Origin of the sequence: Micromonospora qiuiae (assembly GCF_016863555.1) — a bacterium.
Lineage (GTDB): Bacteria > Actinomycetota > Actinomycetes > Mycobacteriales > Micromonosporaceae > Micromonospora > Micromonospora qiuiae.
Map to the genome: position 1 here is coordinate 45,619 of NZ_BOPC01000004.1, position 13,201 is coordinate 58,819.

Consider the following 13,201-nt stretch of genomic DNA (forward strand, 5'->3'; position numbering starts at 1 on the left):
CTCAGAGGGTGAGAGTGGCGGTGGTGCGGGGGTCGAGCCTGCCGTCGGCGACGACGACGTGGTAGCGGCCGTGCCGGCTGGTGCCGGCGGGGATGGTCGCGGTCTGCTCGAAGGCGAACGCGACGCAGACCCCCGGGTACATGGTGGTCCGCACGAACCACCGGTCGCCCGGTCCGAGGCCGCTGAAGACCAGGGTGTACGCCCCACCTTCCGGTGCCTGCCCGGTCATCGCCACCCATGGTTCGGCACACCCGTTGACCGCCTCCTCCCCGGTCAGCGAAGCGGTGAACACCTCGGGCGGTTCGGTGGCCACCGCCCGCCAGAAGAACCCGCCGTAGCCGGCCCCGCCGGGGCGGCCGTTGGTGGCCGGGCTGCCCAGCACGACGTCCCGGTCGGCGGGGGCGGTGAGGATGCTGGTCACCTCCAGCCGCCAGGCGCCGCCGTGACCAGGCATCGGACTCAGCGCGCCGCCGTGACCAGGCCCCGGACTCAGCGCGCCGCCGTGACCGGGCACCGGCGAGGCGGTGAGGGTGCGCCGCTCGGTGAGCAGGACGTCGCCGGCCGGGTCGCACCAGTGCAGCCGGTGGTCGAGCCGGTCGGCCGACCGATGCTCCCAGCCGGTGTGCACGATCCGGCCGTGGTCGGCCCGCCAGGTGTACCCGAGGTCGCGCACGTAGGTGCGCCCGCCCCAGAGGTTGGTGCCGTTCACGTCCTGCACGGCCAGGGAGGCCCCGAGGTGCCAGACGTGGTCGGCGGGAAGCGCGTCGCTGACCCGGGTGCCGGCCAGCGTACGCACCGGGTGCAGATAGGGCCGGGGCCCGTGTCGGGCGTCGAGGTCGGGGGCGAGCACGTACCGCGCGACCGGCGTACCGTCGACGAACAGGTGCGGATCGTCGCCGGCAGCCGGCGTACGGTCGACCGGCAGGTTCCGGCCGACGGCGTCGGCGGTGGTCACGACAGCTCCGCCTGGGCGACCGGCCGACGACGGGCGACGGCGTGCACGGCGGCCAGCGCGTACCCGGCGAGGATCGGCACGGCGACCGGGGTGACCAGCAGCCCGAGCAGCGCTGCCACCACGCCGGTGCCGGCCAGCCCGGCCCAGGTCGCGGGGTGGTCGAGGCAGGCGCGGGCAGCGCGGATGGCCGCCGACCACCACCCGGTGCCGCCGCTGCGGCCCACCTCGACCACGATCGCGGCGGCGTACCCGAGCAGGGCCGCCGCGACCACGGTGGTCAGGCTCAGCGCCGGTACGCCGCCCGGCACCCGACCGCTGGCCAGCGCGACCAGGTCGGCGACGAGCAGGCCGACGGCGACGAGCCCGATCAGGGTCACCGGCAGGCCGGGCAGCAGGCCCCGGCCGAACCGGGACAGCGTGCGCCGGGCGGTGGGCCAGGTGCCGGCGGTGAGGCGGTCGTGCACGGCCGCGCTGGCGGTGCCGACCGCGGCGCCGGCGGTCAACACCGGTGCCGCGGCCAGCACGGTCAGGATGCCCAGCAGCGCCAGATCGGCGGCGTCGCTGACCGTGTCGCGCCAGTCGCGGCGCTGCTCAGCCCTTGAGTCCACTGGTGTTGATCCCTTCGACGAGCATCCGCTGGAACGCGACGAAGAACACGAAGACCGGAAGCAGGGAGAGCACCGCCATGGCGAACATCGGGCCGACCGCGCTCTGGCTGGTCGAGTCGATGAACAGGGTCAGCGCCACCGGCACGGTGTAGTCGCTCAGGTTGGACAGGTAGACCAGTTGCCGGAAGAACTCGTTCCAGGTCCAGATGAACGAGAAGATCGCTGTGGTGACCAGCGCGGGCCGGCTCAGCGGCAGGATGACGTGCCGGAAGATGCCGAACGGGCCGGCCCCGTCGATCCGCGCCGCCTCGTCCAGCTCGCGCGGGATGCTCCGCATGAACTGCACCATGAGGAAGACGAAGAACGCCTCGGTGGCGAGGAACTGCGGGATCAGCAGCGGCAGGTACGGCCAGTCGCCGCCGACCAGACCGAAGCTACGGAAGAGGATGTACTGCGGCACGATCAGCACGTGACTCGGCAGCAGCAGGGTGCCGATCATGACGGCGAACCACACCCGGCGCAGCCGGAACCTCAACCGAGCGAAGGCGTACGCGGCCAGCAGGCAGCTCACCGCGTTGCCGATCACGGTGAGCAGGCTGACCATTGCGCTGTTGAGGAAGAACCGGCCGAAGCTGACGTCGAAGTTGGTCCAGCCGTCGGGGTAGTTGCCCGGGGTGAAGCGCTCCGGCAGCAGGCCGATGTTGTTGACGATCTCCTGCTGCGACTTGACCGACGTGCCGACCATCCAGATCAGCGGGTAGAGCACGACCGCGACGATGGCCAGCAGGACGACCAGCCGCAGCCAGGAACGGCTGCGCGGGCGTTGCGCGCGGGCCGCCACGGGCGGGGCGACGGTGCTCGCCACCATCAGCGGTCCTCCCCGTCGGAGTAGTGCACCCAGAACCGGCCGGTGCTGAAGAAGATCACCGTGATGATCGCGATGGCGATCAGGAAGACCCAGGCCATCGCGGAGGCGTAGCCCATCTCCAGGTCGGTGAAGCCGGTGATGTAGAGGTTGAGCGTGTACATCAGGGTCGAGTCGACCGGCCCGCCGGTGCCGTTGCTGAGCACGAACGCGGCGGTGAAGCCCTGGAAGCCGTTGATGGTCTCCAGCACCAGATTGAAGAAGATCACCGGGGAGAGCATCGGCAGGGTCACGTTGACGAACTGCCGGAACTTACCGGCCCCGTCCACCGCGGCGGCCTCGTACAGCTCGGTCGGCACCTGCTTGAGCCCGGCCAGGAAGATCACCATCGGCGCGCCGAACTGCCAGATGGCCAGCACCATCAGCGTCTCCAGGGCCCAGTCCGGGTCGTTGACCCAGGGCTTGCCCTCGATGCCGAAGAGAGCGAGGAAGGAGTTGAAGGCCCCCTCCCGGTTGAACATGTTCACCCAGACGATGGCCAGCGCCACACTGCCGCCGAGCAGCGACGGCAGGTAGAACAGGCCACGGAACAGCCCGACGCCGCGCCAGGCCCGGTTGAGCAGCAGGGCCACCCCGAGCGCCGCGGCGAGCTTCAACGGTACGGCGATCAGGGCGAAGTTGAGCGTCACGCGTACCGAGTGCCACCACGACGGATCGCTGATGAACATCCGTTCGTAGTTGGCCAGCCCGACCCACTCCACCTCGGACCACGGGGTGAGGATGTCGTAGTTGGTGAAGCTGAGGTAGAGCGACAACAGCATGGGGATCGCCGTGATGGCCATCAGACCGACGAGCCAGGGCGACAGGAAGACGTAGCCGGCCAGACCTTCCCCGTGCCGGATTCGTCCGGTCCCGCCCCGGGGGGCGGGGGGTCGGACGGATCCGGTGCCGCGGCGGGTCGGGTCGGGCGCCGTGGTCAGGGCCACGAACTGCTCCTCTCCGAAGTCCTGCGGCGGGGTCAGGAGACGATTGCCGCCTTGCAGGCCTCGACGAACTGGGCGGCGGCCTCGGCGGGCGCGGCCCGGCCGTACTGGGCGTTCTCGGCGGCCTTGGTCAGCTCGGATTTGACCTTGCTGTGGCCCTTGATCGGCACCTGGGGCGACTCGCCGAACTTCTCGGCCAGCTCGTTCTCGACCGTGATGGACTGCTTCATCGCCGGGTCGGTGGCGTCGTCGCTGATCACCCGGCGCAGGTCCAGGTTGGACGGCAGACCCCGGTCGGTGCCGAGCAGCTTCACCGCCTCCGGGTCATTGACCAGGAAGTTGATCACGTCGGCCGCGACGTCGGCGTGTTTGCTGCCCCGGAAGATCGACCAGTACATCGAGGCGCGGGCCCACTGGCCGCTCGGGTCACCGGGGTAGGCGATGACACCCAGCTCGTCGGCGGTGTTCTTCTTCAGCTCCGGCATCTGGTTCACCCAGACCCACGAGGTCGCGGCCTTGCCGGTCACCACGAGCTGCTTGGTGATGTCGGTGGCGTTGCCCTCGTGGATGACGTCCGGCGGCGGGGTGGCGCCCCGGTCGCGAGCGCCCTTCCACAGCTCGAACCACTTGGTCACGTCCTCGACGGTGAAGCCCAGCTCGTTGCCGGAGTAGAGGTCCTTGCCCTGCTGGCGCAGCCAGACCCAGAACGCCTTGTAGTCGGCGCTGGGGTCCTGGGTGCCGGGGATTCCGGCCTTCTTGCTGACCTGCTCGGCCCAGGCGACGTGCTCCTCCCAGCTCATCCCGGTGGTCGGCTCGGGCAGGCCGTTCTTGTCCAGCAGGGTCTTGTTGTAGACCAGGCCCTGGGTGTTCTCCCCGGCGGCCAGGCCGGCGAGCTTGCCGTCGACCACGCCGTACTGGAGCAGGCTGGGCGGGAACTTGGTGGTGTCGAGGTCACCGGAGTCCTGGTACTTCTTCAGGTCCAGCGTGGTGTTGCGGGCCGCGTACTCGGCGAGGAAGTTGTCGTCGATCTGGAAGATGTCCGGCGGGTTGCCGCCGGCGGTGAGGGTGGCCAGCTTGTCGAAGTAGCCCTGGTTGGCCTGCCAGGTCTTCTCGAAGGTGACGTCCGGGTTCTTCTCGGTGTAGAGATCGAGGGCCTGCTTGGTGAGCTGCGCCCGGGCCTCGCCGCCCCACCAGAAGATGGAGAGCCTGACCTTTCCGTCGGACGCCGCGTCGTCGTCGCCGCAGGCCGCGGCTGCGCCGATCAGCGGCAGGGTCACCACGGCGGCGAGCAGGCCGCGCAGGAATCGGCGACGCAGCAGAGGGGTACGGTAAGTGCGCCCGTCGGGGACGCTGGTGGCGGTTGCGGGGTGCATTGCGCTCACTCCTTGGCGTTAGGAGGCGACGACGTCACCGGCGACACGGTCGGGGTGCCCGGGTCCGCACGGCGATGCGGGCCCGGGCCTGCGGCAGTGGCACCGGGAGCGTCCCGGCCGGCGTAGGGCCCCGGCGCGGTGGAGTCGCGGATGACCAACTCGGTCTGGAGCATTACCTGTGCGGTGGTACGACGAGCGCCGACAGCCGCGGCGGCACCACTTCCCCGCCCGGTGCGTGGGAGTTCGGTGTCCTGTTGCAGCAACATGTCGACGGCCGTCCGGCCGGCGGCCGCGGTCGGCGTGGCCACCGTCGTCAGCTTGGGTCGGGTGAGCCGGCTCAGGGTGATGTCGTCGATCCCGACGACACTGATCTCCTGCGGCACCCGGACCCCGAGTGCGTCCAGCCCTTCGAGCAGGCCGATCGCCATCAGGTCGTTGTAGGCGAGCACGGCGGTGACACCGGCCCGACGGACCTGCTCCGCCTGGGCCAGACCGCCGGATTCCGTGGGTGGGTTCGGGCCGAGCACGGTCAGCTCCGCCCCGGCGGCCCGCGCCGCCGCGCCGGCGGCCCGCCGCAGCTCCCGGCTGGTCCAGGAGCCGCGCGGCCCGGCCAGCAGGGCGATCTCCCGGTGCCCCAGCCGGGCCAGGTGCTCGATGGCCGACCGGGCGCCCTGCCCGACGTCCATCAGGACGCACGGTAGGCCGGCCAGCTGACGGTTGACCACCACCAGCGGGACCTCCCGGCTGAGTTGCTCGATCAGGCTGTTGCTCATCCGTGGGCTGCACAGCAGCACCCCGTCGACCTGCTTGGCCAGCGCGTGGACCAGCTCCTCCTCGGCCGCGGCGTCCTCATTGGTGTCGGCCACGAAGACGTGGTAGTCGCGGTGGCGGGCCTGACTCTCCGCCGCTTTGATCAGCGGCGGGAAGAACGGGTTGGCGATGTCCGCGATGATCAGCCCGATGTTGTGCGTACGCCCGGTGATCAGTGCCCGGGCGGCCCGGTTGGGGCGGTAGCCCAGATCCTCGGCGCACGCCAGCACCCGCACCCGGGTCTCCGGGTTCACCAGGTGTGGCGCGGAGAAGGTGCGGGAGACGGTGGAGATGTGCACACCGGAGGCCCTTGCCACGTCCCGGATGGTGACCGGCATCAGCGCCTCCTTCATGTGTCGGCGGTCACGGTGCCGCCAATTAATGCAAACGGTTGCTCCACTGTCAACGGCGGACGGTTACAGATGTGTTGCGACAGCGCTTTCCGCACGCCTGCCAACACTCACCAAACTGGACATACAACGCGGATTCGCGTTGCCTTGTTGACGCGATGAGATCGATCGTGGTTACTTCACTGCAAAGGTTTGCACAAAGATCGAGGAGGATCGGTCTGTGTCACCGCAACCCGGCAGGCCGGCCCGGTATGCCGTCGTCGGCACCGGCGCCCGCGCCGAAATGTTCGTCCGGGCACTGGTCCGCGACCACGCGGGCACCGCCGAACTGGTCGCGCTCGCCGACGTCAACCAGATCCGGATGGACGCCCACAACCGGTGGCTCGGCGAGCTGGGGCATCCGCCGGTGCCGACGTACCACGCGCGTGACTTCGCCGCCATGCTGTCCAAGGAGCGGGTCGACGTGGTCCTGGTGACCTCGGTGGACGTCACCCACGACGAGTACGTGGTGGCCGGGCTGGAGGCCGGCTGTGACGTGGTCACCGAGAAACCGATGACCACCGACGCGCCCCGCTGCCAGCGCATCCTCGACGCGGTACGGCGCACCGGCCGGCGGGTGACCGTGGCCTTCAACTACCGTTACAACCCGCTGCACGAGCAGCTGCGGCGGCTGCTCGCCGAGGGCGCGGTCGGCGAGATCGGCTCGGTGCACTTCGAGTGGCTGCTCGACGTGCGCCACGGCGCCGACTACTTCCGCCGCTGGCACCGCGACAAGGCCAGCTCCGGCGGGCTGATGGTGCACAAGGCCAGTCACCACTTCGACCTGGTCAACTGGTGGCTGGACGCCACACCCGTGCAGGTGTACGCCGCCGGTCGGCTGTTCTTCTACGGCGAGAACGGGCGCCGGCACGGCTACGCCCGCGACTACGACCGGGCACACGATGCCCCCGCCGCCGACGATGACCCGTTCGCGCTGCGCCTGGCCGAGCACCCCCGGCTGCGCGAGCTGTACCTCGACGCCGAACGCTCCGACGGCTACCACCGGGACCGCAACGTCTTCGCCCCCGGGGTGAGCATCGAGGACGACATGGCGGTGCTGGCCACCTACTCCACCGGCGCGACCATGACCTACCACCTCACCGCGTACGCCCCCTGGGAGGGCTACCGGGTGATGGTCAACGGCAGCCGGGGCCGGTTGGAGCTGGAGGTCACCGAGAGCGAGTTCGTCAGCCCCGCCGCTGCCGGCTCGCTGAAGGGTGCCGCGTTGCACGGTGGCGAGGCCGCCGCCGAGGGTGGCGGGGCCACGCTGACCCTGCGGCCGTTCTGGTCACCGCCGCAGCGCATCGAGGTCGAGGGGTACACCCGGCACGGTCACGGTGGCGCGGACGCCCGGATGACCCGGGTGCTGTTCGGCGGCGTACCCGATCCGCTGGACCGCGCGGCCAGTGCCCGCGACGGCGCGCTGGCCCTGCTCACCGGCCTGGCCGCCAACCGCTCCTTCGACACCGGTGCCCCCGTGCGGGTCGCCGACCTGCTCGCCCTCGACTGACCTCGACCACAGGAGCCGCACCCCGTGCCCACCTCGACCCGACCCGACCTGCTCTTCCCCGCCGAACCGAGCCAACGCGCGCTGGCCCGGGAGTTGTACGCGCTGGTGGGACAGCTGCCCATCATCTCCCCGCACGGGCACGTCGACCCGGCACTGCTGGCCGAGGACCAGCCGTTTCCAGACCCGTCCCGGCTGCTCATCGTGCCCGACCACTACCTGACCCGGATGCTGCTCAGTCAGGGCGTACCCCCCGCCGAGCTGGGCGTGCCGACCCGCGACGGCAGCCCGGTGGAGACCGACGGCCGGCGGATCTGGCGGCGTTTCGCCGAGCACTGGCACCTGTTCCGGGGCACCCCCTCGCGCCTCTGGCTGGAACAGACCTTCACCAAGGTCTTCGACATCGACACCCGGCTGTCGCCGCAGACCGCCGACGAGGTGTACGACGCGCTCGCCGCCAAGCTCGCCGGACCGGATTTCCGGCCCCGGGCACTGTTCGAGCGGTTCAACATCGAGGTCCTCGCCACCACCGAGTCTCCCCTGGACGACCTGGGCCAGCACGCCAAGCTCGCCGCCGACGGCTGGGGCGGGCCCGGTGGGCGGGTGGTCACCACCTTCCGCCCCGACGACGTGGTGGACCTGGAGTTCGAGGACTGGTCGGCCAACGTCGACCGGCTCGGTGAAATCACCGGCGAGGACACCGGCACGTACGCCGGCTACCTGGCCGCGCTGCGCTCACGCCGGGAGGCGTTCATCACCGCCGGCGCCACCTCGTCCGACCACGGTCACCGCACCGCCCGCACCCTCGACCTCGGCGCGAACGCCGCAGCGGTGTTCGACCGGGCCCGCCGGGGCCGGGCCGAGCCGGGCGACAGCGAGGCGTTCGGAGCGCACATGCTGCTGGAGTTCGCCCGGATGTCGCTCGACGACGGGCTGGTCATGCAGCTGCATCCCGGCGCGGTGCGCAACCACAACCGGTGGCTGTACGCCCGGCACGGCCGCGACGTCGGCGGCGACATCCCGCAGGTCACCGAGTACGTGCACGCACTGGCCCCGCTGCTGGACGCGTACGGCAACGACCCCCGGCTGCGGGTGGTGCTCTACACCCTCGACGAGGACACCTTCACCCGCGAGCTGGCACCCCTCGCGGGCGGGTACGCCGCCCTGCTGCTCGGCGCGCCCTGGTGGTTCCTGGACTCCCCCGAGGTGCTGCGCCGGTTCCGGGAGACCGTCACCGAGACCGCCGGCTTCTACAACACCGCCGGGTTCGTCGACGACACCCGCGCATTCTGCTCCATCCCGGTCCGGCACGACGTGGCGCGCCGCGTCGACGCCGGTTTCCTGGCCCGGCTCGTCGCCGAACACCGGCTGCCCATGGACGAGGCCGCCGAGACCATCGTCGACCTGGCGTACCGGCTGCCGAAGCAGGTCTTCAAGTTCGGGGAGAGGCAACCATGACCACCATCACCGACATCACCGTGCACGACGTGCGGTTCCCGACCGCCGCCAGCGGCGACGGCTCCGACGCGATCAACCGGGGCGACTACTCGGCCACCTACGTGCAGCTGAGCACCGACGGCGGGCCGACCGGCGCCGGGTTCACCTTCACCAACGGCCGCGGCAACGAAATCACCTGCGCCGCGGTACGCGCCCTCGCCCACCACGTCGTCGGCCGTACCGTCGCCGAGATCACCGCCGAGCCGGTGGCCTTCTGGCGCTCGCTCGTCGCCGACGTGCAACTGCGCTGGCTGGGCCCGGAGAAGGGGGTCATCCACATGGCCACCGGCGCGCTGGTCAACGCCGTGTGGGACCTGCGGGCCAAGCTCGCCGGCAAACCGATGTGGCGCTACCTGGCCGAGCTGCCCACCGACGAACTGGTGGCCAACGTCGACTTCCGGCACATCACCGACGCCCTCACCCCCGACGAGGCCGCCGCCATCCTCGACAAGGGATTAATCGGAGGGGTGGAACGGCTCGCGGTGCTCGAGGAGAGTGGTTTCCCTTCGTACACCACGTCGGTAGGGTGGCTCGGCTACCCGGACGACAAGGTCCGGGCGCTGACCCGGGCGGCGTACGCGGCCGGGTGGCGGGCGATGAAGATGAAGGTCGGCGGCCCGCCCGAAGACGACCTGCGCCGGGCCCGCATCATCCGGGCGGAGATCGGCCCGGACGCGTTGCTGATGATGGACGCCAACCAGGTGTGGGACGTCGACGAGGCGATCACCAACATGACGGCGCTGGCTGAAGTCGACCCGTACTGGATCGAGGAGCCCACGCACGCCGACGACATCCTCGGTCACGCCCGCATCGCCCGCGCGGTCACCGAGCTGACCGGTGGCCGGTGCCGGGTGGCCACCGGCGAGGTGGCCGCCAACAAGGTCATTTTCAAGCAGTTGCTCCAGGCCGAGGCGATCGGCGTGATGCAGATCGACGCCTGCCGGGTCGGCGGCGTCAACGAGGTCCTCGCCCAGATCCTGCTGGCCGCGAAGTTCGGGGTGCCGATCTGCCCGCACGCCGGCGGCGTCGGGCTCTGCGAGTACGTCCAGCACCTGGCGATCTTCGACTACCTGCGCGTCGGCACCAGCCTGGAGGGCCGGATGGTGGAATACGTCGACCACCTGCACGAACACTTCGTCGACCCGGTCCGCACCCGCGACGGGCGCTACCTGCTGCCGGCCGCACCGGGCTACAGCGCCACCATGCACCCCTCCTCGATCGCCACTTTCCGCTTCCCGGACGGCCCGACGTGGCGGTGACCGTGGGCGCGTCCCGGCTCGACCTCGGCGCGCTGCGCCGGCTGCCGGCCGAGGCCCGGCCCCTGGTACGCCCGGGCACCGTCTCCGCCGGCATCGTGCACCTGGGGCTCGGTGCGTTCCACCGTGCCCACCAGGCCGTCTACACCGAGCAGGCGTTGGCCCTGGCCGGCGGCGACTGGGGCATCGTCGGCGTCGCCCCGCGCAACGCCGACCTGGTGCGGATCCTGGCCGCGCAGGACAACCTGTTCAGCGTGAGCACCCTGTCGGCTGCCGACCGGCACACCCGGGTGGTCGGGGCGCTGGCCGACGTCCGGCTGGCCGCCGCCGACCCGCACGCGGTGGTGGCGCTGCTGGCCGACCCGGCGATCCGGGTGGTCACGCTGACCGTGACCGAGAAGGCGTACCAACTCGACCCGGCCGGCGGAACGCTGCGTCCCGATCCGGCGCTGGTCGCCGACCTGACCACCGACCGGCCGCCGGCCACCGTGCCGGGGTTGCTGGTGCGCGGCCTGCTGGCCCGTCACGCCGCCGACGCCGGGCCGATCGCCCTGGTCAGCTGCGACAATCTGCCCGCCAACGGTCGCCGGCTGCGCGGCCTGGTCAGCCAGGCCCTGGCGTACGCGGGCACGCCGCAACCGGTGGTCGACTGGGTCGGCGCCCAGGTCGGTTTCCCGGGCACCATGGTGGACCGGATCGTCCCGGCCAGCACCCCGGACACCCTGGCGGCGGCCCGCCACGCGCTCGGCGTCGAGGATCTGGCCGCGGTGGCGGCCGAGCCGTACGCCCAGTGGGTTGTCGAAAACGACTTTCCCGGCGGCCGACCCGCCTGGGAGCGGGCCGGCGCGGTGCTCTGCGCCGACGCCGGGCCGTGGGAGCGGCTGAAGCTGCGCGCGCTCAACGGGGTGCACTCGGCCACCGCCTACCTCGGCGCGCTCGCCGGTTGCGAGACCATCGCCGACGCCCTCGCCCTGCCGCACCTGGCCACCGTGCTGCGCCGGCTGCTCGCCGAGGACGTGGCGGCCAGCTTCACCCCGCCCGACGGCGTCGACGTGGTCGACTACGGCGAGCAGGTGCTGGCCCGCTTCGGCAATCCGGCGATCCGGCACCGCACGTTGCAGGTGGCGATGGACGGGTCGCAGAAGCTGCCGCAGCGGATCCTGCACACCATCGCCGACCTGCGCGCGGCCGGCCGCCCGGCGCGCTGGGCCGCGCTGGTGCTCGCCGCCTGGATCCGGTTCGCCCAGGGCAGCACCGACGACGGCCGACCTCTCCCCCTCGACGACCCCCTCGCCGAGCAGATCCAGTCGGCGGCGGCCGCAGCCTCCCCCGCCGACGCGGTGGCAGCGATATTCGCCCTCGACGAGATCGTGCCGCCCGAGATCGCCGCCGACGCCCAACTCCACGCCGACGTCACCGCCTGGCTCACCGACCTGACCCACCACGGCGTCCCCCCCACCCTGGCCGGTGCGGTATGAGTGCAAGGAAGGGCCCCCTTTTAACGTCTGGTGTAGAGAAAGGGCCCCTTATTAACTCGCAGCACACTCCGCACGCGCCGCACACCCCGAGCGCGGCGCGGGTGGCGCGGGTGGCGCTGGTCGGGGCGAACGGGCACGGACGCTGGCATCGGCGGGTGATCGGCCGGCTGCACGATGCCGGGCGACTGCGGCTGGCCGCGCTGGTGGACACCCGGCCGATCGAGCCGGAGCCGGCCGCACCGGTGCCGGCCGACACGCGGATCTTCACCGATCACCGCGCGATGCTCGCCGAGGTCGCCCCGGACGTGGTGGTGATCTGCACCCCGCCGCACACTCACCTGCCGATCGCGCGCGACGCGGTGGCCGCCGGCGCCGATGTGCTGCTGGAGAAGCCGCCGGTCCTCTCCAGCGCCGAGCACACGGAACTGTCCGGGCTGTTGGCCAGCACCGGCCGGGTGGCCCAGGTCGGCTTTCAGGCGCTCGGCTCGGCGGCGCTGGCCGCGCTGGTCGACGCGGTCGTGGCGGGCCGGGTGGGTACGGTCACCGGAATCGCCACCGTCGCCGCCTGGCAGCGTCCGGACGCCTACTACGCCCGTTCCTCATGGGCCGGGCGGCGCCTCCTCGACGGCCGCCCGGTGCTCGACGGCGCGCTGGCCAACCCGCTGGCGCACGCGGTCATGCAGTGCCTGGCGGTGGCCGAGGCGGTCGCGGGCAAGCCGGTCGCGGGCGAGCCGGGCGAGGCCGTCGCGGGCAAGCCGGGCGCGGGCGAGCCGGGCGCGGGCGAGCCAGGCGCGGGCGAGCCAGGCGCGGGCGAGCCGGTCGAGGCGGTCGCGGGCGAGCCGGCGGCCATCGAGGTGGAGCGGTACCGGGTCCGGCCGATCGAAGTCGACGACACGGCGGTGCTGCGGGTACGACCCCGCCAGGGTCCGCCGATCGTGGCCGCGGTGACGCTCGCCGGGGAGGACTTCATCCCGGGAGAGGTGATCGTCACCGGTAGCGCCGGCCGGGCCGTGCTGGAGTACCCGACCGATCGACTGCGACTGCCCGGCGACGACACTTTCCGCGAGGTACCGGGCCGCCGGGGACTGCTGGAGAACCTGCTGGACCACCGGGCCGATCCCGGGGTGCCGCTGATCGCTCCCCTGGCCCGTACCGCTGCCTTCACCGCCGTACTGACCGCCCTGCAGGAGGCGCCCGACCCGACCCTGCTCGACGGCGACCTGGTCGATGCCGTCGGCGCGGGCCCGCAACGAGTGCTCCGCGTCCGCGGCATCAACGCCGTGCTGCGCCGTGCCGCCGAGGACGGCGCACTGCCGTCGGAGTGGGGCGTGCGGTGGGCGGTCCGACCATGGCGGGCGGCGATACCCGCGCCATTCCCGCTGCAGGAGACGACGGAATAGGAGAAGCCGCAAAGCCACTGCAAACAATCGGTCCACCCGCGACCGACGCCAACGCGATGACCAGTGGTTTCCCGACCCGA

At 71.7% G+C, this 13,201-nt stretch carries 11 protein-coding genes; 5 read left to right on the forward strand and 6 right to left on the reverse strand.

What is annotated here, in order from left to right:
* Position 1: 1 nt before the first annotated feature.
* Genes Vqi01_RS01380 through Vqi01_RS01405 form a run of 6 tightly spaced genes read right to left on the reverse strand, consistent with a single transcriptional unit; the run spans position 2 to position 5,932 of the window.
* Positions 2-955: a DUF6807 domain-containing protein gene (locus Vqi01_RS01380; protein WP_204032181.1), complete on the reverse strand. Its 954-nt coding sequence runs from the start codon at positions 953-955 to the stop codon at positions 2-4.
* A complete protein-coding gene (locus Vqi01_RS01385; RefSeq protein WP_204032183.1) occupies positions 952-1,563 on the reverse strand; it encodes a hypothetical protein in 612 nt (203 codons plus the stop codon). The genes Vqi01_RS01380 and Vqi01_RS01385 overlap by 4 nt, the downstream gene beginning before the upstream one ends.
* Positions 1,547-2,431, reverse strand: coding sequence for a carbohydrate ABC transporter permease (locus tag Vqi01_RS01390; protein ID WP_204032185.1), 885 nt, complete (start codon positions 2,429-2,431; stop codon positions 1,547-1,549). Before Vqi01_RS01390 ends, Vqi01_RS01385 begins: the two co-directional genes overlap by 17 nt.
* Positions 2,431-3,414 (reverse strand): carbohydrate ABC transporter permease, encoded by a 984-nt coding sequence (locus Vqi01_RS01395; protein WP_204032187.1) that lies wholly within the window; start codon positions 3,412-3,414, stop codon positions 2,431-2,433. The genes Vqi01_RS01390 and Vqi01_RS01395 overlap by 1 nt, the downstream gene beginning before the upstream one ends.
* A gap of 32 nt (positions 3,415-3,446) precedes the next feature.
* On the reverse strand, positions 3,447-4,784 hold the full coding sequence (locus tag Vqi01_RS01400; protein WP_204032189.1) for an ABC transporter substrate-binding protein: 1,338 nt from the start codon (positions 4,782-4,784) through the stop codon (positions 3,447-3,449).
* Between the two features lie 5 nt (positions 4,785-4,789).
* The gene (locus tag Vqi01_RS01405) at positions 4,790-5,932 is read right to left on the reverse strand and encodes a LacI family DNA-binding transcriptional regulator (RefSeq protein WP_204032190.1); all 1,143 of its coding nucleotides are present in this window, start codon (positions 5,930-5,932) and stop codon (positions 4,790-4,792) included.
* Between the two features lie 232 nt (positions 5,933-6,164).
* Here Vqi01_RS01405 and Vqi01_RS01410 point away from each other — a divergent pair, with 232 nt between their 5' ends.
* Genes Vqi01_RS01410 through Vqi01_RS01430 form a run of 5 tightly spaced genes read left to right on the forward strand, consistent with a single transcriptional unit; the run spans position 6,165 to position 13,121 of the window.
* A complete protein-coding gene (locus Vqi01_RS01410) occupies positions 6,165-7,493 on the forward strand; it encodes a Gfo/Idh/MocA family protein (protein ID WP_204032192.1) in 1,329 nt (442 codons plus the stop codon).
* Positions 7,494-7,517: 24 nt separating this feature from the next.
* On the forward strand, positions 7,518-8,948 hold the full coding sequence (gene uxaC / locus Vqi01_RS01415; RefSeq protein ID WP_204032194.1) for a glucuronate isomerase: 1,431 nt from the start codon (positions 7,518-7,520) through the stop codon (positions 8,946-8,948).
* Positions 8,945-10,246 carry an enolase C-terminal domain-like protein gene (locus tag Vqi01_RS01420; RefSeq protein WP_204032196.1) on the forward strand — a complete coding sequence of 434 codons (1,302 nt, stop codon included), beginning with the start codon at positions 8,945-8,947 and terminating at the stop codon, positions 10,244-10,246. Before uxaC ends, Vqi01_RS01420 begins: the two co-directional genes overlap by 4 nt.
* Positions 10,237-11,721: a mannitol dehydrogenase family protein gene (locus tag Vqi01_RS01425; RefSeq protein WP_204032198.1), complete on the forward strand. Its 1,485-nt coding sequence runs from the start codon at positions 10,237-10,239 to the stop codon at positions 11,719-11,721. Before Vqi01_RS01420 ends, Vqi01_RS01425 begins: the two co-directional genes overlap by 10 nt.
* Positions 11,718-13,121, forward strand: coding sequence for a Gfo/Idh/MocA family protein (locus Vqi01_RS01430; RefSeq protein WP_204032200.1), 1,404 nt, complete (start codon positions 11,718-11,720; stop codon positions 13,119-13,121). Before Vqi01_RS01425 ends, Vqi01_RS01430 begins: the two co-directional genes overlap by 4 nt.
* Positions 13,122-13,201 lie beyond the last annotated feature (80 nt).